The 25,941-nt window shown below is 44.8% G+C and carries 19 protein-coding genes; 6 read left to right on the top strand and 13 right to left on the bottom strand.

The window, feature by feature from the left end; genetic code table 11:
- Positions 1-14: 14 nt before the first annotated feature.
- From MHB37_RS04415 to MHB37_RS04405, 3 genes are all read right to left on the bottom strand, one after another.
- Positions 15-1,316, bottom strand: a complete 1,302-nt coding sequence (locus tag MHB37_RS04415; protein WP_094902687.1) for an ABC transporter substrate-binding protein — start codon at positions 1,314-1,316, stop codon at positions 15-17.
- Between the two features lie 61 nt (positions 1,317-1,377).
- Positions 1,378-2,211 carry a carbohydrate ABC transporter permease gene (locus tag MHB37_RS04410; protein ID WP_036680774.1) on the bottom strand — a complete coding sequence of 278 codons (834 nt, stop codon included), beginning with the start codon at positions 2,209-2,211 and terminating at the stop codon, positions 1,378-1,380.
- Entirely contained in the window at positions 2,211-3,092 is an 882-nt protein-coding gene (locus MHB37_RS04405) for a carbohydrate ABC transporter permease (protein ID WP_036680772.1), read from the bottom strand. Before MHB37_RS04405 ends, MHB37_RS04410 begins: the two co-directional genes overlap by 1 nt.
- Before the next feature lie 136 nt (positions 3,093-3,228).
- Between MHB37_RS04405 and MHB37_RS04400 the strand changes: the two genes are divergently transcribed.
- Entirely contained in the window at positions 3,229-5,049 is a 1,821-nt protein-coding gene (locus tag MHB37_RS04400; RefSeq protein WP_076194393.1) for a sensor histidine kinase, read from the top strand.
- Positions 5,046-6,707 (top strand): helix-turn-helix domain-containing protein, encoded by a 1,662-nt coding sequence (locus tag MHB37_RS04395; RefSeq protein WP_405168981.1) that lies wholly within the window; start codon positions 5,046-5,048, stop codon positions 6,705-6,707. The genes MHB37_RS04400 and MHB37_RS04395 overlap by 4 nt, the downstream gene beginning before the upstream one ends.
- Here MHB37_RS04395 and MHB37_RS04390 read toward each other — a convergent pair whose 3' ends face one another.
- Positions 6,708-7,877, bottom strand: coding sequence for a GDSL-type esterase/lipase family protein (locus MHB37_RS04390; RefSeq protein WP_341172024.1), 1,170 nt, complete (start codon positions 7,875-7,877; stop codon positions 6,708-6,710).
- Between the two features lie 124 nt (positions 7,878-8,001).
- Positions 8,002-10,323, bottom strand: a complete 2,322-nt coding sequence (yicI, locus tag MHB37_RS04385) for an alpha-xylosidase (protein WP_076129610.1) — start codon at positions 10,321-10,323, stop codon at positions 8,002-8,004.
- Positions 10,324-10,451: 128 nt separating this feature from the next.
- Between yicI and MHB37_RS04380 the strand changes: the two genes are divergently transcribed.
- From MHB37_RS04380 to MHB37_RS04370, 3 genes are all read left to right on the top strand, one after another.
- Complete coding sequence (locus MHB37_RS04380) at positions 10,452-11,342, top strand: AraC family transcriptional regulator (RefSeq protein ID WP_076129611.1); 891 nt, start codon at positions 10,452-10,454, stop codon at positions 11,340-11,342.
- A gap of 48 nt (positions 11,343-11,390) precedes the next feature.
- Positions 11,391-12,278, top strand: a complete 888-nt coding sequence (locus tag MHB37_RS04375; protein ID WP_076129612.1) for a helix-turn-helix transcriptional regulator — start codon at positions 11,391-11,393, stop codon at positions 12,276-12,278.
- A 174-nt stretch (positions 12,279-12,452) separates the two neighbouring features.
- Complete coding sequence (locus MHB37_RS04370) at positions 12,453-13,268, top strand: hypothetical protein (RefSeq protein WP_405168980.1); 816 nt, start codon at positions 12,453-12,455, stop codon at positions 13,266-13,268.
- A 97-nt stretch (positions 13,269-13,365) separates the two neighbouring features.
- Here MHB37_RS04370 and MHB37_RS04365 read toward each other — a convergent pair whose 3' ends face one another.
- From MHB37_RS04365 to MHB37_RS04340, 6 genes are all read right to left on the bottom strand, one after another.
- Positions 13,366-15,435 (bottom strand): class I SAM-dependent methyltransferase, encoded by a 2,070-nt coding sequence (locus tag MHB37_RS04365; RefSeq protein WP_405168979.1) that lies wholly within the window; start codon positions 15,433-15,435, stop codon positions 13,366-13,368.
- A 129-nt stretch (positions 15,436-15,564) separates the two neighbouring features.
- The gene (locus tag MHB37_RS04360) at positions 15,565-16,440 is read right to left on the bottom strand and encodes a radical SAM/SPASM domain-containing protein (protein WP_076282120.1); all 876 of its coding nucleotides are present in this window, start codon (positions 16,438-16,440) and stop codon (positions 15,565-15,567) included.
- 22 nt (positions 16,441-16,462) lie between these two features.
- Complete coding sequence (locus tag MHB37_RS04355; protein ID WP_038568824.1) at positions 16,463-17,449, bottom strand: Gfo/Idh/MocA family protein; 987 nt, start codon at positions 17,447-17,449, stop codon at positions 16,463-16,465.
- Between the two features lie 251 nt (positions 17,450-17,700).
- Positions 17,701-18,474 carry an SDR family NAD(P)-dependent oxidoreductase gene (locus MHB37_RS04350; RefSeq protein ID WP_036680744.1) on the bottom strand — a complete coding sequence of 258 codons (774 nt, stop codon included), beginning with the start codon at positions 18,472-18,474 and terminating at the stop codon, positions 17,701-17,703.
- 77 nt (positions 18,475-18,551) lie between these two features.
- Positions 18,552-19,364, bottom strand: coding sequence for an acetoacetate decarboxylase family protein (locus MHB37_RS04345; protein WP_081386450.1), 813 nt, complete (start codon positions 19,362-19,364; stop codon positions 18,552-18,554).
- A gap of 29 nt (positions 19,365-19,393) precedes the next feature.
- Entirely contained in the window at positions 19,394-21,334 is a 1,941-nt protein-coding gene (locus MHB37_RS04340) for an FAD-dependent oxidoreductase (protein ID WP_405168978.1), read from the bottom strand.
- Positions 21,335-21,455: 121 nt separating this feature from the next.
- Here MHB37_RS04340 and MHB37_RS04335 point away from each other — a divergent pair, with 121 nt between their 5' ends.
- On the top strand, positions 21,456-22,730 hold the full coding sequence (locus MHB37_RS04335) for a helix-turn-helix domain-containing protein (RefSeq protein ID WP_340011964.1): 1,275 nt from the start codon (positions 21,456-21,458) through the stop codon (positions 22,728-22,730).
- Between the two features lie 87 nt (positions 22,731-22,817).
- On the opposite strand, the gene thrC is transcribed toward MHB37_RS04335, so the two are convergent.
- Positions 22,818-24,209 carry a threonine synthase gene (gene thrC / locus MHB37_RS04330; protein WP_405168977.1) on the bottom strand — a complete coding sequence of 464 codons (1,392 nt, stop codon included), beginning with the start codon at positions 24,207-24,209 and terminating at the stop codon, positions 22,818-22,820.
- 248 nt (positions 24,210-24,457) lie between these two features.
- Positions 24,458-24,961 (bottom strand): CYTH domain-containing protein, encoded by a 504-nt coding sequence (locus MHB37_RS04325; protein WP_036680734.1) that lies wholly within the window; start codon positions 24,959-24,961, stop codon positions 24,458-24,460.
- Between the last annotated feature and the right edge of the window lie 980 nt (positions 24,962-25,941).

Below are 25,941 nucleotides of genomic sequence, written 5' to 3'. Positions count from 1 at the left end.
ATAATGTGCTTTACTTATTTTTTAAGCTTGTCCCATGCAGCTTGCATACCAGTCATCCAACCGTTAACGTCAACCTTGTCAGCAATGAACTGTTGAATCACGCTGGCAAATTCTTGCGTTACACCATCAGGGAATTTAGAGGATTGCAGGCCATAAACTTTGTTTTCTTTTACATAGTTCCATACGTCTGCTCCAAGCATACCGATGTCTTCAGGTGTTGCTTCGATTGTGGACAAAGCAGGGATGAATTTCCATTTTTTAACGATGTACTCTTTACCCATATCGGAAGTTACCAACCAGTTCAAGAAAGTTTTTGCTTCTTCTTTAGAACCGGATTCTTTGTTGACTACAAGGTTCGCAGGGATACCAACAGTCATTTTGTCATTCTTCTCAGCATCTTCATTGATTGGCATAGGGAACATACCAATGTTCATATCAGGAGTGATGTTATCAACAAGAGTTTGTGCCCAGTTACCTTCTTGCATCATTGCAGTTTCGCCTTTTGCGAACATTGCCAGGTGAGTGTTAGCATCTGTGGTCAAAGGATTCTTTTGTCCGTATTGTAAAGTCAGTTTGAGATACTTGCTCCACTCTTCAAACGTTTTATTGCCTACAATTGTACCAGTTCCTTCATTCAAACCTTTGATGAATTCATCTACATTATCTTGTTGTGCAAAGGCTACGCTGATCCCTTGGTTACCTAGCAGCCACCATTCCTGATATGCATTACCAAAAGGAGTTACGTCGATAGCTTGCAGCTTTTTAGCCGCTTCTTCAAGCTGTGACAATGTTTTTGGAGTTTCAGTGATTCCCGCTTTAGCGAACAAGTCCTTGTTATACACAATACCGATACCCTCAAGGTTCATTGCCATACCGTATACTTTGCCATCTTTAGTCATAGGCTCTGCAGCCATAGGAATCAGATCTTTTACCCAAGGTTGGTCGGACAGATCTTCCATCTTGTCTCCCCAAAGTTCCATTTCTGCATATCCACCATTGGAGAAAATATCAGGCGCATCGCCGGAAGCGAATTTAGTTTTCAATGCTGCTGCGTAGTCCGCACCACCACCAACTGTTTGGATATCCAGCTTGATGTTAGGGTATTCTTTTTCGAATTCTACCTTAAGCTCATTGAGGCCTTCTACGATTTCAGTTTTGAATTGGAAGATCTTAACGGTCTTCACTTCACCTGAATTTGTGCCAGCGCTTCCATTTTGTGAGTTACTAGAAGCGTTATTATTACCACCACATGCCGTTAGAGCTAAACTCATTGCCATTACTGCTGATAGAGCAACTGCGGAGTGTTTCTTCTTCATTATATATTCCCCCTTAAAATAGTGGACTGCTTAAAAAATATTTGGAACGGAGGGCTCGGTGTTAACCTTTCACCGAGCCAGCCGCTATTCCCTCAACAATGTAACGTTGCATAAACAGGTAGAAAATGATAATTGGTGCGACCCCGATTACGAGAGCCGGAAGTGCCATATCCCATTGTTTGGTGTATTGACCAAAGAAGGAGAAAGTCGCTAGTGGAATGGTCCGAAGCTCTGGTGCCTGAAGAATCAAGGATGGCAACAGATAGTCATTCCATATTCCAAGTGCGTTTAGCACGATTGTTGTCATCACCATTGGCTTCAGCAAAGGAAGCACAATACGGAAGAACACGGTAATAGGATTACATCCATCTACTGTAGCCGCCTCTTCAATTTCAAGAGGAACGGACTTGATAAAGCCGTGGAACAGGAAGATCGCCATCGGAACACTGATTCCTAGATTCGTGATAATCAAACCAAGGAAAGAGTTATTTACTCCAATAACATTTACGACCTTCAGAATAGGAATCATAATCGTTTGGAACGGAACTACCATTGCTGCTACAAAGATAAGCAGCAAGAACTGATTGAATTTCGTATTCGCCCGAACCATACGATAAGATGCCATCGCACTGAACAGAGAGATTAGAATAACACTGATCACTGTGATAATAACCGAGTTTCGGAATGCTTCACCGAAACGGGCTAATTTCCAGGCGGTTGAATAGTTCGACCACATAAATACTTTTGGCCAGCTTGCCGCATCACTCAGAATTTCACCGAAGGATTTCACCGAGTTTGCGAGCAAGAAATAGAATGGAGAGAGAAAGAGCAGCGCCAGAAGGATCATTATCACTTCCGTACCAATATTCCATCTCTTTTTTTCCGTAGGTTTCATTACGCTTCAACCTCCTTGCTCTTCGTGATACGGACCTGAATCAGAGTAATGATGGCTACAATTACAAAGAACAGCAGCGCTTTTGCAGTACCCAGCCCGTAACGATTGTTCAGGAAGGCTTCATTGTAAATATTCATAGCAACGGATTCCGTCGATTTGAACGGTCCGCCCTTCGTCAAGGACAAGTTAAGGTCAAACATTTTGAATGACCAGGAAATGGCCAAGAATAATCCGATAGTTACAGCAGGCATAATTAGCGGAACTACGATATTGCGTAGCACCTGCCAACGGGATGCACCATCAATATCAGCCGCTTCTAGTACTTCTTTAGATACGTTACTCAACGAGGCAATGTAGATAACCATTAGATAACCGGAAGACTGCCAAACAAAGACCATTACAATCGCCCAGAATCCTGTTGTGGCATCACCGAGCCAAGGAAGATTAAAGAAGGACCATCCTGTGAGGTCGCCCATAGTGGCGAACCCTTTGATGAAGATAAATTGCCAGATGAAACCAAGCAACAATCCCCCGATAACGTTCGGCATAAAGAAAATAGTCCGAAGCATGTTACGTGTCTTTAAAGGTTTAGTTAACAGATAAGCTAAGAAGAAGCCTACCACGTTAGTCAAAATCACACCTAACACCGTAAATCTTACCGTGAACCAAAAGGAAGACCAGAAGTCAGGGTCATTTGAGAAAATAGTGGAAAAGTTTTGAAATCCGACCCAACTTACATTACCGGATACACCGTTCCAATCTGTGAAAGAGTAATACATCCCCATCAAAAATGGGATAATCGTTATTAAGGTAAAAAACAAAACTGCCGGACCAACGAAAAAAAGCTGTTGACCTAACTGGGACAACTTAGTGCCGCGCATTTATTGCCCCCCCCTTTCTTTTGCTCACTTACTTGTTTATGCTTTATACACATATTATCTGTTTTTTTCAGGGTACCTCACACCTACTAAAGTGATCTTTCAGGTGTAAAATATTGATCGGATGTGACAAATTTCGATGAAATGGAACACGATTCGCACAAAATTGATCGTTTTTATCCTACTGCCAACGTTAATCTGTATTATGGCCACCATGTTTATTAGCTATCACTATAGCACTCAATCCCTAAGAACAAGGGCAGTAGATGAGAATACGAACCTCCTCTTTCAAGGCAATAGAAACATCGAAAGTCTGATTCAGGAGATCAATCGTCTCTCCCTTATCGTCTATTCAGATTCAGATTTCTACAGACTGCTCGAAGCGGGATACGAGGATATGGCAGCAAATACACGAATTTATTCTTCTCTAAATTACATTTCTTCATCCATGCCAGATATATCCCAGGTGTATCTTTACGGTGTCAAGGATAGAAAAGCCACTTTGCTCACCCAAAATACACCCAAACGTTGGCAGGGTATCCCCCCTTATGCTGACTCAGAGATCACTAGCAGTTCTCCTGTGTTTATACAAAGTACACATATAAGTCACAGCTATGGCCTAACCTCACCTATCCCGCAACTCATACCGGAGCCTGTGTTCACATTGCATAGACGAATTGAAAGGATTCCCACTACCACCCCACTCGGCTTCCTGTCGATCGATGTTAAGCTAACGGCTCTTACCGACATCGTCAGCCAGTTATATGATCAGAAGCAGGAGAACATTTGGCTGCTGGATGGCGATGGCAGGATTGTATACGGAAGCAACAGTGAGGAATACGGCAAGCGCCTACACGCTTCTTGGTACAACAAGCAAATCGCCACGAATCAAAGCTCGCAAGGGTATTTTGAAGAGGAAGATGCTGTGTTTATTTACCAAAGAATCGAAACCCAAGGTTTAAATTGGACCCTCGTGAAGCAGATTCCTACGTCCTATCTTTTCCGGGAAGCCAATGAGGCGGCAGCGATCAATATATTCCTCCTTGTTCTACTTTTGATTACAATTGCCACGTTAACGACCCTGATCTCTTTTCGAATCACGGCACCGATCAAGCAGTTGACTCGTTACATGAATCAGGTGCAGACCGGTAATCTTGATGTTGAAATTCAACCTATGGGCAAAGATGAGATTGGCGTGGTTACCGAGCGATTCCGCAGTATGATGGACACGATCAACAACCTGATTTTAAGAGAGTACAAGCTGGAATTGTCCAATAAGACCAATGAACTGCGGGCACTGCAGGCACAAATCAACCCGCATTTTCTGAATAACACGTTACAGATCATTGGCACGCTGGCCTTAGAGCTTAAAGTGCCCCAAATTTACTCACTTCTTTCAGCTCTAGCCAAAATGATGCGCTACAGCATGTACAATGAGGAGAAGATCGTAACTGTTAAGGATGAGCTGGATCATGTCAAAGCCTACATTGAACTGCAAAAGGAACGTTTTGAAAATAAGTTCAGTTTCCGCTACGATATGGAGGAATCACTTTTAGAGACGTTTATGCCGAAAATGATTTTACAGCCTATTGTAGAAAATTATTTCAAACACGGCTTTAATCTTTCCCGCAGTGACGGATTCATTGAAATCACCGCAGCAAGAGTGGATGACAACCGGATGGAAATCTGTATCCAAAATAACGGAAATGCGATCCCTTCAGCGAAGTTAGATCTTTTAAAGCAGAAGCTACAGCATCCTACTAGAACAGATATAGATTTATTAAGAAATACAGAGCAAACCAAGGAAGCTACAGGATCAGGTATTGGTCTGCCGAACGTTCTGGCTCGACTCAAGTTTGTGTGCGGAGATAGTGCCACTTTAACTGTGGATAACCTTAGAGCAGGCGGAGTAGTAGTGAAATTGGAAATTGAAATTATAGCGGAGCGTGAAAAGATATGAAGGCGTTGATTGTTGATGACGAGGCAAGAGTTAGAAAGGCAGTCAGACTGCTTGTCGACTGGGACGCCCATCAAATAGATGAAATTCTGGAAGCCGGAAATGGAAATGAAGCCATCGAGATCATCCGGCAGGCTAAACCAGCATTAGTCATTATGGATATGATGATGGAATCAGGTAATGGGATAGAGTTAATGACCTGGGTGAACGAATTCGCCGGCAACACTAAGTTTATTGTAGTCAGCGGACATAATGATTTTGAGTTCGTACGGCAGACTGTGCGGCATGGGGGTATTGATTATATCCTGAAACCTATCGAAGCCGAGGCAATCAATGTAGCGGTAGCTAAAGCAGTTGCAGCCTGGCGCTCAGAAGAAGACGACCGAAGCGAACGGCAGAAACAGAGTATTCAGCTTAATGAGTTCAAGCCCATTTATGGGGAAAAGCTATTATCTGCACTAATTGATGATCCGATCAATTCTGATTTATCTTTGCGGAGGTTATGCAGTGATGGTATCATTCCGGAAAACATCCATTCCGCTCGGTTAATATTGGTGCAGACAGATGCGGGTAACAATCCGTTGATTAAACGTTTTGGCGGAGACACCGAGCTAATGAACTACGCTATCGTCAATATTTGTAATGAATTTTTGCACAGTCCGCTTAAGGGTGTTGCTTTTCGTTATTGGGGAGGTCCTCCGGAGATTGCGATTATTCTGTGGGATATTCAACCCTCTGTGGTCGAGCTAATAGGCAGAATCAATCATGGCATCTACTCTACCTTGCAGGTCCGAATGCATTTTGGAATCAGCAGCATCGGCAACTTACCTAAGCAGTTACCTTATCAGCGTGCAGAGGTGGCAGAGGCCTTACAGCGCCGAAACTTATTAATTCATGAGGATTACTGCCATTTCTCCTCTTCCTCCGAAGAATTCAGAGATCGTAAAGAGATCGCCAAAGCAGAGGTTCGCGGTAATGTATCAACAACGAACTTTGCTGACGTCAAGGAAGATTGGAAAATGGCAGTCATCAGCGGAAGTCCAGAGATATTATCAACAGCTGCGCAGCACTGGGTAGATGAGCTTAGCCGAGGAGGAGTTGTGACACCAGAAATCCTAAACTCATGGAAAAATGATGCTCTACTATTTCGTTCCCAGCTGGTACGGGAAATGTTAGGCCCTGAAGCTGAAGGCGCACTGGCCGAGCTTGAACAGGCCGACCAGCTTCACCCAGCTCCTTATACGAACGGTTACTCGTTCTCCTTATTCGCTTGGCGTGACTGGTCGTATACCCTAATGCAGGAGCTGGCCGAAGTAATCGCCCTGAAACAAGCTAAAGAACGTAATCCGATGCATGATATCGTCAAATACATCGAGCTTAATTACGCTTCCGGCCTGTCCTTACAGGAAGTGGCCGGAAAGTTTTTTGTTAGCCGTGAATATATTTCTCGCCGATTCAAACAGGAATACGGGATTAACTTCTCCGACTTTATTGTTAATATCCGAATAGATAAAGCTAAGCTACTGTTGCAGAATCCTCGTCTGAAGCTGGCCCAAATCTCCGAAATGGTCGGGTTTCATGATGTTAAATATTTCAGCAAAGTGTTTAAGAAGCAGGTTGGATCTTCACCTAAGGACTACCGGGACACATTTAAGAGTTGATCAATACCAGTTTAAAAAGGCGTCCGCAACCGTCTTACCGGCTCTGCCGTTCGGATGCGGGTCGTCTTGTCCACTCATATATTCCGGTCTGATCCGGTGATCGTCTGGTGCAGGCAACGATAATAGGCTTGCTATATCAAACACACGGTCTACTCCAGCGGGTGGGTTAGTCAGGATTTCGTGATTCACTCTACGCCAAGTTTCTTCTCTTACGTCCTGAAAATTAAACGGCGGCACCGTACTTAGAATAATACCAGCATCAGCATTTGCTGTTTTGATCTTAGCAATAATAGTTGTCAGATCACCAAGTAACTCATCTGCAGAGCGGCAGCCAATATCAATATCATTTACGCCGAGGACAATCATCAGTTCATCACTCTGTTTAGCTTTGTGAAGCCAAGGGCCATCCGCAGCTACATCATACGCTCTAGCCCAGCCTGAGCCGAGATTCCATACACCAATCTCTGCACCAAGACCATCCGCAATTCTCGCTGCCCAATATTCGTATCCGTCCTTTAATGTCCGCACACCTTGAGTAATCGAATCTCCCAAAAATACTAGCTTCTTATTCACAGCTTTCTTATATCCGATATAGCTTGGCAGTACCAAAAGCTTGTCAGATTCTGTAAACCCATCGGCTGATTCCTGTGCAGCCAGATTTCCGGGCGCATCATAAGCGGTTGCCAGCATCCCTTCTACGTTGAAAGGAATGGATTTACCCGCAGTAGTTGTCTTAATCGTCCATGTAAACGCTAAGTAATGGCCATCAGGTAGGTTGATGCTTGTCTCATCACTCCAGAAGCATTCACCGGCCGCTACTGACTTGGAGACATTGCCTTCAAAAGTGACAGCATGTTGTGTATGCTCAATAATAGCTCCGTTTGGCTCAGTGCCCCCATCCGCGATAAATGCCGATTCGATCACCCAACTGCCCCCAGGTTCACTGCCCGAAGCTTCAAGCCCTTGGTCCCAGGTGGAATCCACCGCATTGCTATGCCAAAATTTCAGCTGCACCGGGCCGTTTTCCCGTAAACGAATATAAGTCCGGAAGGTATGTGTAAAAGGTTCTTGCCTATTCATAATAAAATTAGCGGCGGTTGAAAGAACCGTAGCAGAGGTATAGTCCGTCTGATTCAAAACTCCACTTCCCTTAATTAAATTAGTATTCATAACGTTTCCCCCGTTATTAGTTAAGATTGTAACACTAAAACCTCTCCTATAAACCAGGGAACGGATCGTTCACCCAGTCTACAAGAGAGGTTATGGCTATATCAATATGCTTTAAGAAATCATCTTATTTCAGTGTAATGGTAAACGATACAGATTTTGCACCTGCGTTTACTTTCACTGTAGTCTCATCCACTTGCTCTGCACCTTCTACGGAAGCGATAGCTCCCAGATCTTTAAGGGAAAGCGAGAATTCTTTACCGCTGCCTTCTGCAGTAACTGTTACGCTGTTGCCTTTGCGGGCAGCCTTCACAGTCAATTCAGGAGCACCTTTAAGATCACGTACGGTTGCAGAAGTAGTAGTACCTTCTTCAAGTGAATACAGGCCAAATTTCACGCCATCCGCAAAGTCATAATCCGGTTTGTTGTCGATGCTGCCGATTGCCAGCAAGGAGTTCTGACGAACGAACAGTGGCAGGCTGAAGAAATCATATTTCTCTTTGCGCCATGATCCGCCTTGTACAGTTTCACCAGATAACAGGTGAGTCCAGCGACCTGCTGGCAGATAGTATTTCACTTCGCCGTTTTCTTGGAAAATAGGCGCTACGAGCAAGGAATCACCCAGCATGTATTGGCGATCGAGCACTTCGCATGTTGGATCTTCCGGGAATTCCATAACCATCGCCCGCATAGAAGCCCAGCCATGCTCTGCAGCCTGCCCAGCCACATCATACAGGTAAGGCATCAAGCTGCATTTAAGCTTCGTGAAGAAGCGGGTAACATCACAAGCTTCATCATCGTACGCCCAAGGCACACGGTACGAAGTGCTGCCGTGCAGACGGCTGTGGCTGGACAACAGTCCAAAAGCTAACCAGCGTTTAAATACATGTGCCGGAGCAGTGTTCTCGAAACCACCGATATCGTGACTCCAGAAACCGAAACCGGACAAGCCCAGAGACAAACCGCCGCGAAGGCTTTCTGCCATGGATTCATAATCTGCGTAGCAATCTCCGCCCCAGTGAACTGGGAATTGTTGGCCGCCAGCAGTTGCAGAACGTGCGAACAATGCTGCCTCATTCTTACCAAGCTTCTCTTCCAATACTTCAAATACAACTTTGTTGTACAGTTGAGTGTAGTAGTTGTGCATTTTCATCGGATCAGATCCGTCGAAATAAACTACATCTGTAGGAATCCGCTCACCGAAGTCTGTCTTGAAGCTGTCTACGCCCATATCTACCAAATCACGCAGGTAGCCGGCATACCATTCACAAGCCGCAGGGTTAGTGAAATCCACCAGTCCCATACCCGCTTGCCACAGGTCACATTGATAAACATCGCCGTTAGGCTTTTTGATCAGGTAGCCGTTTTTCTTGCCTTCTTCAAACAAGCGTGAACGTTGACCAATATAAGAGTTGATCCATACGCAGATCTTCAGGCCTTTTTCCTTCAGGCGTTTCAGCATGCCCTCTGGATCTGGGAATACACGTTTATCCCATTCAAAATCAGTCCATTGATACTCACGCATCCAGAAGCAGTCAAAGTGGAATACATGCAGCGGCAGATCACGTTCTGCCATACCTTCTACGAAGGAATTTACAGTCTCTTCATCATAGTTGGTAGTGAACGAAGTTGTCAGCCACAAGCCAAAAGTCCATGCTGGTGGAAGCGCTGGTTTACCAGTAAGAGCAGTATAGTTGCTAATGACGTCTTTAATGGTAGGTCCATCAATCACAAAGTATTCCAAGCTTTCTCCAGCTACGCTGAATTGGGCTTTTTTCACTTTTTCTGAAGCGATTTCATAGGAAACCAATTCCGGATGATTCACGAATACGCCATAACCTTTGCTTGATACGTAGAAAGGAATGTTTTTGTAAGCTTGCTCAGAGCTAGTGCCGCCGTCTTTGTTCCAGATATCAACGGTTTGTCCATTTTTCACGAAAGCGGTAAAACGTTCGCCCAGACCATATACGAATTCGCCTACGCCGAGATCCAGCTCATCACGCATGTACGTGTTACCGTCTTGGTCGGTGATGTAAGCCATGGATTTAAAGCCACTGCCTGTAATACGTTCTTCGCCGCGATAGAAATCCACCGCCCATTGTTCGCCTTTGCGAATCACTACACGAAGTCCGCCGCTGATCAGCACGGTTTCGAGATCCGTTTCTTCAATCTTCACATGATCGCCAGTACCTTTAGTCAGTTCGAAAACCGGACCACGTTCCTGTACACCATCATGATGAATAATTTTAATGCCTACCACGCCTGGAAGCGGGGAATGGAATTTTACAGTAAGCAGGGTTGAATTCAGCGTTGCTGCGCGCCCTGTGATTGGAGTCGTTTGTGTAATTGCTGTTAATCCTTCGGGAGTCTTTTCTACAACATAATTTTGAACTGCGCCGTTAATCGTGATACCTTCACGAACCAGCCAGAGACCATCAGTAAATTTCATTGTGTACTTGCCACCTTTCAATTTGGTGTTTATAGTTGCATTATACCGATAAAAAATGAACAAAACTAATACTATATAGCTTATTTATAACACTATTTTGATGTTTTTCTAAGAAAAGAGGCCTTTATATGGACCGTACAACTCAGAGTTTGCTAAAAGAAAACAGAGTTCATGGAGATAGTATGTTTCCACTCGCAGCTTATTGGATAGAACTTCCATCCGGAACGCATGTACTCGATACACATTGGCATGAAGAAGCGGAGTTCTTTATGCTGCTAGAAGGAGAAATTCTGTTCCAAGTAGACACAGAATATTTTCCACTCCGCGCGGGCGAAGCGGTATTTATCGAATCTGGCGATATACACGCCGCCTATGTGCTGAACGAAGACACCCCCTGCAAATTCTGTGCGCTTGTATTTCTGCCTGATCTTTTGGCTAGCGCCCAGTACGATACGATCCAGCAAAACGCGATTTTGCCACTGCAAGAGAAACGCCAGAGCTTTCCGAGACATATTACACCCGATGTCCCTTGGCAGCAGGAGCTGCTTCATCATCTGGAGCAAATGATGGAGGCATACGCTAATAAAATGCCCGGATTTGAGACCTTTATGAAAGGAACTTTGCTAATCATGCTTTCCAAGATTACCGCAGAGGGCCGATTTGAGAACCGCAGCCAATCGGATGATGCTGATACCACCAAAATTAACCGCCTTAAAAAGGTGATCCTTTATATCCAAGATAACTATCAGGAACCGATACGTACCCGTGATCTATCAGAGCTTATTCCCATGAGCGAGGGACAATTCTGCCGCTTCTTCAAAATGATGACTCGTAAAACGCCAGTCGATTACATCAACTCATACCGGATTCGCCAGGCTGCCGATCTGCTGCAACAAAGTGAAAGAAAAATATCCGACATCGCATTCGAGGTCGGATTTGATAATGTAAGCTATTTCATAAAGGTTTTCCGTAAAGCGATGAAATGCTCGCCTTCGGAGTTCAGGAAAGGTGCTGGCTAGTTTCATCTACATCATAAAAAAACGATGGATTCCAATTGGAGGCTCGCGATGAACTCACCGATTCTTAGCTTTATCACACCGCCTATTCCTTATTTCATAGACTGTGGCCGTGCTCACTACAATGCTGGAGACTATCATATCAGTCGTAATTGCATCGGCGTATTTGATCTAATCATTGTTAAAAAGGGGATGTTGCCCATCGCCGAGAACGAGGTGCACTGGGAGCTAAAGGAAGGAGAATTCCTCATCCTTCGTCCAGATGCCCATCACTATGGCTTTGCCCCTTGTCCTATCGAAACAGAAATCATCTGGATTCATTTCCAGACCTTCGGCAGCTGGATCGAGTGTCAGGATATGAACGAATGTCTGGAAAATCAGAGCGAGCTCATCGAAAGCCATAAACAAAAAGCTTATTTAAATCACTGCGATGTATGCTCGATCTTTATTCCGAAGTATACGGAAATATCAGAGAAGGCAATGGAGGTATTAGAGTTCTTTTTCCATCTGGAACAAGAACCCCAGTCGATGCGCAACTGGAAGCGCCAAGCCTCCTTTCAACAGTTCCTGCAATTCTTGGACCGCGATCTGGCCGAGGCATCCGATGCAACCGCCATTCATCTTGCCGAGAAGATTGAATTGTTCATTCGGCAAAATTATACTCGTGATGTCTCTAACTCCTTACTTCAAAAAGAACTTAACTATCATCCCAACTATCTCGCCAAAAACATGCTAAAAATATACGGTGTGACCCCTATGGCCTATCTCCTGTCCTATCGTCTAGAACAATCCAAACGGCTGTTAATTCAAACTTCCTGGTCCATTGCCCGCATCGCTGAAGAGGTTGGCTTCCATCATATTACTTACTACTCTTCCTGCTTCTCCAAGAAAGAAGGCATTTCTCCCTCTAACTTTCGACAAAAATTCACCGGTAAATAGACATTACAAAGCCTAAAATGGTAAATATCTTCCTCTTCCGGGATAGTTTGGACAAAAAAGCTGTTAAGCGTCCATCAAACAACGCTGCGGCTAACAGCGCTCTTTATTAAATATTACTGCTGATTTGCCGATATATTATAGATAGATCTTATCGTCGTAGGAGGATAATGAACCATGCACATAACGAATATGACCTCATCTATGGGAACGAGGTTTAATGTATCTGTTAGTCACCAAACTAATGATAAAACTATGAAATCAAACAGCAATACTAGTGGTAATGGTAATGGAGATAAATTATCAATAAGTAAATCTGCAAAGGCTGCTTTTCAAAATCAATCCAAAATGGACGGAATGGTTAACTCCCTGCTTAAACAAAAACAAAATATCATCGACAGTAAGAACAGTCTGATTGAAAGAACTACCAAAAGTTCACATAATCTCGAATCTATTCAAGATCAACTTAAAGAGTTCGACAAGCAGCTCCAAACGATTGACCAACAAATTGCAAAATACAGCTTCGAAGAGCAACAAAAGAACTTAGAAGATGCTCAAAAAGCTAATCCCAAGGATGAACCTAAAACCGAGCAAGAGATACAGAATGAAAGATTGAATACGATTGTTTCTGTAAGCCAAGATGTTAGCCAAATGGAGGTAGTTTCTTCTACCCACACTAAGATGCGTGGCGAGGCAAAAGTTCTGACCAAGGAAATAGAGCTGGATGAGGCTCGTTCTACTCATTCCGCAACAGCCAAACGGGAACAGTTATCCAAAATCGAAACTAAACTATCGGAAACGAACGAAACGTTAGGCGATGCCATGAAAGACACGGGAGATAAAATTAAAGATCAGATCGATAAAGCAGGTTCAACAGAAATTAAACCTTCTGAAGAGAACACCAATGAGCGGACAGAACAATTAGCTACCTATCAAGAAATTCAACGTTTAGCCGAAGAATCTGATAAGTCGCAGCTAGAAGTACTAATCTAACAAGGGCAAGAATCTCTATATAAAAAAGCAATCGGATCTCCTCCGCATCAGAGGGTCTGCCGATTGCTTTTTTAGATGCAGCTGATGTATTTTTCGGCTATTCCTTCCGAATCACAATAAAGCAGGTGCTGTCCGGCAGCGCCACTTCCTGTCCGCTCTCATCCATGAACCTTACTCTATCACGCAAAGCTTCGGTATAACCTTCTTGCAAGTAATGCCGCAAGACCTCAATCTTTGCCTGCTCTCCTAAAATCTGTTCAATAAATGAGGCAAACTTCGTAGGGGTGAAATAACCAAACTGTTCTTGGACTTCGTGAATATAAGCCTCTTCGCCCCAGGTATAAGTATATAAAAATTCCATGGCATCATTAACGGGCATGAGCACTTCTTGTTCCCCTAATCTCTGAAACTGAATCTGACGTCCAGCAAAATCCTTCGCATAACGCTCCAGCCACACCAGACCATCCTCTTCCAGAAAGCGAACTCTCCGCAGCAATGATGCAGGTTCAGTCATGATCCCATCGCGGATAATGATAACCCCGCCAGCTGACAATACAGCAAAGGCACTTCGCAGAGCTGCGGAGACGGTGTCGTGATTGAACTTATTACCATTTAGCGGCACATAAGAATATAGCTCATGCAAAATCGAAGAGAAAATTACCGTGTCCACCGTTCCGGCCTCCACGAAATCTTTAAGGTTCAACGCATCTCCCTGCAGCACCTCCCAGTGGCGACCTTCCCGCTGCTTGCGTTGTCGCAAGGCTTCCACTACATTGCTTGATATATCAATGCCGATAGGAGTAACCTCGGGCATACGCTCTTCCAGTAAATCCAGCAGCACACCGCCGCCCGGACCGATATCCAGCACTTTTTGTCCAGTGACATGATCTAGAATTACAGCTTTATAATCTGCTGTATTATTCATTTGGCTTAAGTAGGTATCTTCATTATGAAAACGGTCAAAAGCATCCCTGCGCAGCTCGAATAGATCGAATAACAGCAATACAGCACGTTCATACAAGGGTGATTTTTCAGCTTCCATACAGAATTCGATCAGCTTCTCTGCCGCTGCCGAGAATTGGAATTGAAAAAATACCGTTTCTGGCAGATGTTCCTTAGAATATTGCCGCAAGAGTAGGTGAGGGTTCTCAGCAGGCAAAGTCCCTTGCTCGATATCTTTCCATGTAAGCTCCGCTAAATATTTTTCGATAATCCGCTTCTTATAAACATTGGTCTTCTTAACACCCTTGTAATCGTAGTAAATGCTGTTCATGACATGCTCGAAGCTGATATGGCTTAAGGATTCATTCTGCGCCCTCTGGGCAGCAAGTACCATCACCTTCAGAAATTGCTCCAGCGAAAAGGTCTGTAGTGCAGATTCTACATACCAGAAGGTAATCTTACTTAATGACACCAACCGTTCAGCATGGAAACCTTCCTGCGTCAGCTTAGCCCATTCCGTAGTGAAATCCTCTCCTCTAGAGATCGGACCCAGCCGCATTCTGCGCAGTCGTTCCTTCATCGGCATAGGACTAGCAAGATTGCCTGAAGAAATCAGCTCAATAAGCTGCTTCACTTCATGCTGCACATTCTGCCATAACTCGGGAGACACAGCTCCGATGATGCAATGATTGAGCACGGTCAGAAGGCGTTCCAGTTCCTCCGCGGTCAGCAGCTGATCTTCCACTATATCATGGAGTGGCTTATTGACTTCCGGCGGCACTTCTCCGCGAATTTGCTGTCCTATAAGTCCATGAGTCTCAATAAGCCGCTGAATCATCGTATCTTTCTCGGAGACAGCCTTCCCTAAATATCTCTCATATAACTGTGCGGAACCTAAATTATGTACAAAACAATTGATCCCTTCCTCCTGCCAAACCAGCCGCTCCTTTGCTGTACCTCCCTTAGCCGTTTCTGACCAAATTAACGTTTCTTCCACCAGCTCTTTTATCCAAATAGAACGGGGAAGTTGGTCCAGAATCTGCAAGCTACGTTCCACATAGTCCAGTACGGGATTCCTGCGATCCAGCTCCTCCAGAGATTCCACACGTTCCAAATTTACAATCTGCTCCTCCGCTTGGACAATAAGCTTCAGCCAGAGGTGATCCTCCAAATGATCTTGCACACCTTCACGGTATAAGGCGATGGCTTCCAGTGATTTCAGCATATGCTCCTCCTTCGCTCCAAAGTGGAGACTATAAAGACCTATTATTATATATATACAATCCCGTTAATTAAAAAACAGAACCAGGACTGATGAAATAGCCATGTCCCGGTTCTGTTTGCATTCCTATCATTAGGTTCCGAACCGCTGCCGATACCCACATTTGCGGCACAGCTCCTCCACCGCTTCTCTACGTGAGAAGCCATAGAATAAATTGTTCGCCCGCTCCCCCTCTACAATCTCTGAGAACGGAGTTTCATGGATGTTGCCTAGGTTAATTACTCCTTCACCATCCAGACAGCATGGCACAACCGTGCCATCCACAAGGATTGCCGCTTGGCTCCGCAGGGCATGACAGAACCCTTTTCCGTCATCTTCCGGCTCATTCAGCGCTGGCCAACGGAACTCATGATCCTGATTAAGGTAGATGCGTGGGGCAATCTTGACACCACTGCCAGGCACAACCTTTTCTTCGATCTTGAAATCCAAGTTGAAGGCTTCCTCCAGCAGGGCAAGGGTTTCACGGTTACGGTTTCTCTCCAGATTCGTCAGATTATCCTCCGTCAAATTCCACAAGCGGAAAGAAATAATAACCCCTTGCGCTGAGGCTTCCCGTACAAAAGAAATTATCTCTGAAAGATAGCCTTCACGGTTCTCTGACCCTTCATGCCCATCAAAGCTGTGCAGAGAAAAGTTCATCTGACGCAGTGCGGGCTTACCAAGAATTTTAGGTCCGGCTTTATGAATTAACGTGCCATTGGTTGTAATATTAACCTTGAACCCTTTGGCATGAGCAGCATCCAACAGTTCACCGATCTTGGGATGCAGCAACGGCTCCCCTTTGACGTGAAGATAAATATGATTGCTGTGTGGTTTAATTTCATCCAATATCGTATTAAACGTATCAAGCTTCATGAAATTTTTCGTCCGGGCGGTTTGTGGACAAAAGCTGCAGGCGAGGTTGCAGACGCTCGTTATCTCAATATAAACCTTTTTAAAAGTCTTCAAGTCCTGCTCCCCATTCTATTTATTATAAATCTGAGGCATAGCGGAGACCGATCTGTGCTCTGGCTTCCTCCATAATCTCTGCTGCGGCCATGGAGTTCTCATGAGTATTAATTCTGCTCTCCCGTTCACCATTCTTAATCAAGTTGATGAATTCTTCAACCTCATAATACATAGGTTCAAACACCTGAGGCAACGTAAGCTCCTCAACTGTACCATCACGATAGTAAATTTTCACCTGATAAGGCTCATTGATCTTGTCGATCACCATCGTACCGTTCTCTCCATGAATCTCAGCTGGCAGATAGGAGTCGGAAATCTTGGAGTGCATAACTACCGCATCCATATCGTCATACTTCATAATGAGACTTCCTTCACCATCCACACCTGACGAGAGCATGACACCCACTGCCTGTACTGATTGAGGCTTGCCAAAGAGCACTACCATTGGATACAAACAGTACACTCCAAGATCCATTAACGAGCCATTGGAAAAAGCGGGATTAAACGCATTTAACACAGTCCCCTGCCGGTAGGCATCATATCTGGAGGAGTACTTACAGTAACTTGCAAAATAACGGCGAACTTGGCCGAGTTTATACAAATTATCACGAATCACTCCAAAGTTCGGCATAAAGGTCGATTTCATCGCCTCTACCAGTAGCACATCATTTGTGCGCGCAGCTTCAATCATAGCTTTAAGCTCCGTACTGTTGGATGCAGCCGGTTTCTCGCAGAGCACATGCTTGCCGTGATTTAAGCACATAATCGCTTGTTCTGCATGCATAGAATTTGGGCTGGCAATATATATAGCATCTACATCTTTGCTTTTCACCATATCTTCCAAATTCGTATAAATTGTAGCTCCCGCATATTTAGCAGCAAAGGCCTGACCTTTCTCCATTGTGCGAGAGTACACGGCTGTCAGGATAAACTCCTCATTCTCCAAGCCGGCTTGCACGAAGCGGTCTGTAATAAAGTTTGTTCCAATGACCCCGAAACGAATTGTCATGATGTTATCCCGTCCTTTTTAGTTATTACTAACTCTACATGCTATTTTCTCACTCATAGGTAGTCATGTCTACTTTTTAAGGCAAATTAACGACAATTTCTGATAAATTCAGCAATTCTCTTGTTACTGGCGGAGCACCGCTCATCGTACAACGCAAAAAAAGGCGTATCCCAGCCACCCTTTCATGGCTTTTGAGATACCCTTTTTTTGGAGTTACAATCATTCCCCGAGCTTACAGAACCAGATGAACTCTATATAATTGTCCAGCCGCCATCTACAAACAAAGTCTGACCTGTAGTGTAGCTGGAAGCATCTGAAGCAAAGTAGAGCACGGCGCCGTTTAATTCTCCCGGATTACCAGGGCGCCCCATCGGACACACTGCGTTGTACATTTTTAGCGCTTTTTCTGCAAATAACGTATTCTCAGTCATTTCAGTTTTGAACAAGCTTGGTCCAATCGCATTAACAGTGATACCATGCTTAGCGTAAGTTGCCGCCACCCCTCTTGTCAGATGGATCACTCCACCTTTAGCAGCATTGTAAGAATGCGTAGGAACCGAAGCAGAAGCTGTAAGGCCTAGCATTGAGGCTGTATTGACGATTTTGCCGTAATTCCGTTCCTTCATATGCCGGATCACATGTTTCGACATCAGGAAAACACCTTTTAAATCCGTATCCAGTACCCGATCCCAAGCTTCTTCTTCCAGCGCCTCAATCGGAACCGCATCCACCACACCAGCATTATTCAACAGAATATCAATTTTGCCAAAGGCTTCCATAACCTTTTGAACAGCCACAATAATCTGGTCCTCTTTTCTTACATCACACTCGATAGGAATTATTCTGCGTTCAGGGTATTTAGCCCGGATATCCTCGGCTACTGCTACAAGCTTGTCATATCTTCTGGCCAAAATAGCAATGTCTGCTCCTTGCTCAGCAAGCATCTCTGCGAATTGTACCCCGATCCCACTGGATGCTCCTGCGATAATAGCTGTCTTACCCGTCAAATCAAAAAGGTTAGTCATTCTAATTCCTCCTAATGTTTAGTTAGCCGATCCTTCTTCGGTTTCATTTCGCACAAACTCACTTCAAACACGTAGGCTTATACTGAGGAAACAGGTTGCAAATTGTTCTCCCACCAGTCCCAGCGGAGATAGCAGTATGGAAGATACTCCATTGGATTCAGAGGCTCCAGAATTTTACCTTTTTCAAGCACATTTGTACTGACGGTGTAAACCGCGCCCAGCATATTCACAACTTCAAGCTCACTCCAAGGATCATGCGGGGAGTCTTGGAAGGTGATAGAGGCTTCAGCCGCTTTATAGACTTTAACCTCACTTACTAAACGCTGTGTGACCAAGGTTGGCATCAGATCGAAGCCGTTTCCGTCAATTGCATTGGCATATTTGATGTTATACAAAGGGATATCTTTGCCGTAATATTCCTCCAGAATCTTCTCGGCTCCATTGTCATTGAAGTGTCCATCCATAGTGGCTTTTACGTTGAAAAAGTCAATGCCATGCCGGCCGATTGCCCCATCAATGCCATCTTCTGAGGTGTTCATACGCACATCGGCCATTTTCTTAGGCAGCCCACATACTTCCCGGCCCATAGCCATCCCGATATCGCTTGTAATAGGCATCGACAGGCAGTAGTTGCCTAATTGTCCGTTATAGTCCGCTAGAACGAACAATCCAGCTTCACGATAAGGTGGACAAAAGTTCGTAGCTGGGTAATTGGCGATAAAAGCATTTACCAGCGGCCGGCTTGTTGGCTTCAGTGGCTTCGGCAACAAACGCTCGATAATCTCTGGTTTGGTCTCCCAATACACCGTCAGCATCTCTGCATCATAAAAGGTGGTTGGCTTGCCTCCGTATTTCTGCATATCTGCGAAACTTTTCACAAAACTCACCATGAATGAACCCTCCTTAGATTAGTAACCCTTTAGTTCAGCACAAAAGCCGTTTCGAATCCAGATTGAATGGCCTGTCCGATTCGGCCTGGCTTGCCTGCATCGCCGATCACCTTCACATTAGGCAGTACCTGCTTCAACTCATCAACAAATGAGCGATCGGGTGTAACACCAATGGATAATACAACAGCATCCGTCTTTTTCAGCGAAGTTTCCCCCGTGGACGTATTCTCAAGCACAATCGCGCCATCCTGCACTTCTACCAGCTTGGTTGATGCTAAGAGCTCCACGCCGTTCTTTTTCAGTCTAGTCACAATGTCGATCAGATTTGGCAGATAGGCATCTGGACCAACCCGCGGCTGCATTTCCACCACCGTGACCTGATTTCCCATATCGGCTAAATATTCAGCCGTTTCCAGCCCTGTCATGCCGGAGCCGATGACCACAGCCTGCTTGTTCTTAATCACAACTGACCCACTAAGTACGTCAACAACGGTGCAGACCGCTGCCTTCTTTACTCCCGGAATAACAGGCACTATAGGCTGTGCCCCAGCAGCAACAAATACCGCATAAGGGTTCAGTTGCTTCAGTTGTTCCAGCGTAGGTTTCGTAGAGAGACGGACATCAACATCCAGATCCTCTAACTGATGCTGCATATTATCAATAAACCAGTTCAGCTTCTCCTTCAATGGTGGCCGGCTTCCCAGCTCCACGCTGCCGCCTAGCACATCTCTGGCTTCGAACAATACAGGTTTAAAATCTCTGAGCGCCAGAATCCGTGCTGCTTCCATACCTGCTGGACCCCCGCCGATCACAGCTACTACTTTGCCAGCGCCATCTTTGGTTGGTTCTGCAAATTCAAGCTCACGGCCCACTCTGGCATTGACAGCACACTTGATTACCTTGCACTCCATTACTTCCTGAATACAGTACAGGCAAGAGATACAGGTTCTGATCTCTGCTTCTTTGCCTGCTGCCGCTTTGTTACCCCACTCCGGATCGGCCAGTTGGGCTCTTCCAAGGGCTACAAAATCCGTGTTTCCTTCCTGTAGCAGACTCTCAGCAAATTCAGGCTTACGGATCACATCACAAGCAATCACTGGAATTTGCACCGCTTGCTTAATGGCTGCGGAGAGATGTTTTTTCCAGCCTTGCGGGTAGGATATCGGCTCAATGATCGTATTGGACGATTCATAAGTACCGGAGCTTACATTTATGCAATCCACTCCGATGCTTTCCAGATGTTTCGCAGTCCGGATAGCCTCATCCAGTGTAATCCCGCCTGAGACAAATTCATCGCCGTCGATTCGCACCGATACAGGGAATCCTGCGCCACAGGTCTTTTTGATGCCAAGCACAATTTCGTTCAGGAATAACATTCTACCTTCCAGTGAACCGCCATATTTATCAGTTCTCAGATTGGTAAGTGGGCTCAGAAACTGTCCTACGAGATAGCCGTGGGCACCATGGATCTCCACACCATCAATACCTGCTGTTTTAGCTATATAAGCTCCGAACACAAATTTACGAACTAACTCTTCTACCTCTTCAGTAGACAGCTCCCGGGGCATTTCCCCAATCGCTGAAGACATCACTGCGCTAGGAGCAACAATTTGTTTGCCTCCAATAAGCTGTCCGTGATTTTGCCGGCCCGGATGCTGGAGCTGAAGGAATATTTTGCTGTCATGACGATGCACAGCTCTTGCCAGTTTCTCCAGACGCGGCACAAACAGCAAGTCACTTGCATTCAGCTGGTTCGGTGTACCTACTCCGGTCTCATTATCCACACGCGTAATTTCCGTAATGATTAGACCACAGCCACCTGCGGCACGTTCCTCATAAAAAGCAATCATTTCATCCGAAGCTTCACCACTGGCCGCAGCCAGTGACGTTCCCATAGCCGGCAATACAATTCTATTCTTAAGTTCAAGGCGTCCAATTTTACCTGCTGCAAACAGTTTTTCATATTTCATCTGCTTAGCACCTCCACCTTTAGTTTAAGGCGTCCAATACTTTGTGAATATATTTACAAGCACCAAAAATCACTTCTTTATAGTGCATATTGCACTATTATTGAACCAGGGGGCGATATGAATGGATGTTTCCTTAAATGAGCAAGTATCAGGTAAAATCGAAATGGAGCATTATACCGCATCTTTGTTTACTGCATACATTTCAGGTGCAGGCCTTTCAGCTATCGTACAGACAGCTGCCGAGCTACTGCAGAATCCCGTCATTGTATTTGATTGCAGCTTCAAAATTGTAGCTCACTCTGACCTTTCCGATATCGACGATTACATATGGAGTGATAATATCCGCAAAGGTTATTGCTCTTACGACTTCATTGCGGCTGTGAGCAAAATGAACAGTGTCCAGCGTGGGAAACAAAGCGATGAATCTTATGAGGTAACCTGCGAGGAAACGTCAAACTCCAAACTGATCTCCAAAATAAAAGTAGCCGGCAAACAAATCGGCAATGTATTGCTTCTAGGATGCACAAATCCTTTTCGCGCCAGAGATAACGAGCTGCTGTCCATCACCGCTACCATACTTGCCGAAGAGATGGGCAAAAATAGCTACTATCGCAACGCCAAAAATATAAAAGTTGAAGATTTTATCTGCGCATTGCTAGAGGAACAGCTTCAGGACAACCGGATTATTCAGGACAGGATGCGGAGTGCAGGACTAAAGTTCGGGAATCAGCTGCTTGTGCTGCTGTTCGATCTTACCTGGTATGAAGGTTCAGGCCGTTATGATGATTATTTAAGAGAACGTTTGCAACAGCTTTTTCCGGGCAGTCCTTCCACCTATTATGACGGGCAGATTGTAATGATCCATGATGGAAATCTCTCCAAAGAGCTTGTAAATAAGCAGCTGCAGGAATTTCTAGCCCAAACCGGCATCTCGCTTGGCATCAGCAATATGTTCACTAATCTTACGCAATGTAGGAGACACTATCTTCACTCCCGAAACGCTATTCGGATCGGTACCATTCTCAGCCCGCAGCAGCAGCTGACTTACTATTCAGATATCCAGCTCTATGAGATGCTCTCTGCTGATGTTGTGTTTAACGAGGATAATAACTACTACCATCCAGAGCTGCTCAAGCTTCAAGAATACGATACTGTGCACCAGTCCAATCTGTATCATACCTTTTACGTTTATCTCAAAAATAACCGGAACATGCAGATTACCTCAGACGAGCTGTACATTCACCGGAATACACTCAGATATAAGCTCGATCTTATCAGCAGACTGCTGGACACCGACTTTACCGATTCTGAAAAAATGCTGTCGTACTATGTCTCTTACAAGGTCGCTGCTTTTTGTGAAAAAGTTAGGGAGCAGACCCGTACGCCGCAACGTTAATGTTAGAAGCTACTATAAACACACAAACAGCCCCCGTTCTTATCCCAAGAACGGGGGCTGTGCTGTGAAGTAGAACAGTATATGATATTACAATCCGTAAAAAGCTTGCAGCTGACGCACGATTTCATCCTTGTCATGATCCACTACGGTTTGATGTTGTGGCATCTCGAACAATGCTTTAATCTGTGCCGGGAATTCCTGCTTAATATCAATCAAAGTAATTGCCTCATCGAACTTAGCTGGATGTGCAGTCGCAAAGGTAATGCCAATCTCATCCGGGCCATTAAAAGCTTCGTAAGCCGCGATTCCACATGCTGTATGTGGATCAAGCAGGTAGCCGTGTTCTTTTTGATACTTAGCGATCGTATTCAAGCATTGATCATTCTTCACACCCAGCGCTGCAAAATCCTTCTGCACCTGCTGAAGCGCCTCGCCTTCAACCGTAATCTTGCCTTCGGTTTGCAGCTTGGACATATACGCGGATAACTTCTCAGAATCCTCGCCTACCAGATAATACAGATACCGTTCGAAATTACTTGCCACTTGGATGTCCATCGAAGGGCTGTAAGTGCTTGTGAAATTACCTGGTTTGTATTCGCCAGTATTCACGAAACGCTCCAAAATATTATTTTCATTCGTAGCAATGATTAGCTTGTTAATAGGAAGCCCCATTTGCTTAGCCAAATAACCCGAGAAAATATTACCGAAGTTACCGGAAGGCACGCTGATATTAATCTTCTTCTCGTTGCTGCCATCGACATGCAGATATGCATAGAAATAATAAACAGTCTGCGCCAGAATCCGCACAAAGTTAATGGAATTAATTGCACGCAGATGATACCGACCTTTAAAGTCCAGATCTGCGAACAGATCCTTAATCACCTTCTGGCAATCATCAAAGTTACCATGAACAGACAGATTCAGTACATTGCTGTCGTCCACCGTAGTCATCTGCAGCTCCTGCACTTTACTTACCTTGCCATGTGGATGGAGAATACAGATCTTGATGCCTTCTTTGCCGCGTACACCTTGAATGGCCGCCGCTCCAGTATCCCCAGAGGTTGCACCGAGGATGTGGATGATTTTGTTTAGTTTTTTGGAAATATATGAATACAGCTCACCCATAAACTGCAGCGCTACATCCTTGAAAGCAAAAGTAGGCCCATGGAACAATTCAAGGACATATAAAGAATCATCCACTTGGTGTATAGGCGTTACTTCAGGTGTGCGGAAATTGGCATAACTGGTGTTGACCATTTCCTGCAAATCCTCGTAAGGAATCTCATCATTGGTGTAATAGGCAACAATCTTCAGGAACAACTCCTGATAGCTGAGACTTCTCCACTCTTCCAACGTTGCTGCTGAAACCACTGGAATCTCGGATGGAACCATCAGCCCACCGTCGTCCGCAAGTCCCATCAACACCGTATCAATAAAACCTTTAGGTTCCACATTACCTCTTGTGCTTATAAACTTCATGCTCATCCTCCTGAACCCCTCGTTAATATATGACAAGAATATATGATAAGAAGAAACAACGTTGTCGTCCAATATAGAAGACAACTGTTTCTCGCAGAAATATAAGGCTATTATAGTTGCACCACTTATAAATTCTTATAATTAACTATAAGTTTCACCCTAAACGTTATCCTTAAGCTAGTTAGGGATGATAAAGCTATTTCTGCTTGTTTTCCCTATATACTACCACGTTTACGCGCTAAAGTCCGTTAATTCTTTGTCTTATTTTGCAGCTCTCTCCAGACCGTTTTGTTGCTGTACTGCCGTTCTGTACTAACATCTTTACCGAACCATTCCGGCTCTTTAAAGCTTTCCGCTTCCTCCAGAGATTCAAATTCAACCTCCAATACGGACAATTTCAGCTGGGAATATACGTCGATCTCAACCGTTGTGCCATTCCACACCGCTGTAATTCGCTCTTTGACCAAAGCTACCGCATTTACCGCTTCGATCATCTGATTATATAAACCCTCTGAGATAAAATATTCGATCTCTTCGCGTTTGATCCCTTTGCCATCCTTAAACGTATGCGTGTAGGTTACCTCACCTGAGTCCAGATCCGTAATTTTACGCACACGAAGCTCTTGACCACCATCTATTGCCAGATATGTCTGATCGATATTATGACGGGTAACAATCTTCAATTCTCCCTTTTGAATCAGCTGCTCCGGAAATTCCGGCAGCAGAAACTTGCGTTCGATCTCCAAAGCCATGATGTTTCGCTCCTCTTCGTGTCATATATTTTTATATTAATAATCATCATAGGGGTGTGACAAACCCAAGTCAATGTGGATTATAGGGAAATAGGACATGCTCTAGCTTAAAAAAGGCTACCGTGGTGCTCATTGTGGGATTTATGGAGGTTGTGGGAGATAGGGCTCACCATAGATTACTGGAAACTACGGATAATTAGCGAGTCAGCCGGCGATCATTGGAAATCACCATTCGATGAGTTGATCACTCGCCACTGGTCGTACTTACCCATTCGATTAGTTGGTTCCGCTCCACTGGTCGCACTCACCCACTCACTTAGTTGGTCACGCGCTACTGGTCGTACTCACCCATTCGATTAGTTGATCACGCGCTACTGGTCGCACTCACCCATTCACTTAGTTGGTCACGCTCCACGGGTCGTACTCACCCATTTACTTACGGACCGTATAGCCACTATTTGCGAAAAAAACGCATATTTGAGATGGTATCGGACTCAGGTGCAGCTATTTACTCCAAAACACCCCATGCGGTCGCGATAATTAGCCAATAACGTCACTGGGGTCCGAAAGTAGTCCCAATTGCCTCTTTTTTAGCAAATAAGGACTCCTGAGTCCGATCCGAAGCAGGGTACCTAGGAACCTAGCAGCAACCAAGGGAACTCTCCATCATATGTAGTCGGCGCCTTCTCATTCTTATCCCCGACCAAACCCTAAAGATTAGACCATCGTTAACTGGTGGAACCCCCTCATACTACCTCATACTCCCTCATACTCCCTTATACTTTCTCATACCACCCCTACTCCCTATTTACTTACGGACCGCACAGACGCTATTTGCGAAAAAAACGCTTTTTTGAGAAGCTATCGGACTCAGGTGCAGCTATTTACTCCAAAACGCCCCATACGGTCGCGATAATTAGCCAATAACGTCGCTGGGGTCCGAAAGTAGTCCCAATTGCCTCTTTTCTAGCAAATAAGGA

The sequence above is a fragment of the Paenibacillus sp. FSL H3-0286 genome, assembly GCF_045040705.1.
Lineage (GTDB): Bacteria > Bacillota > Bacilli > Paenibacillales > Paenibacillaceae > Paenibacillus_AQ > Paenibacillus_AQ odorifer.
This window is presented reverse-complemented; position numbering and strand designations above follow the sequence as displayed.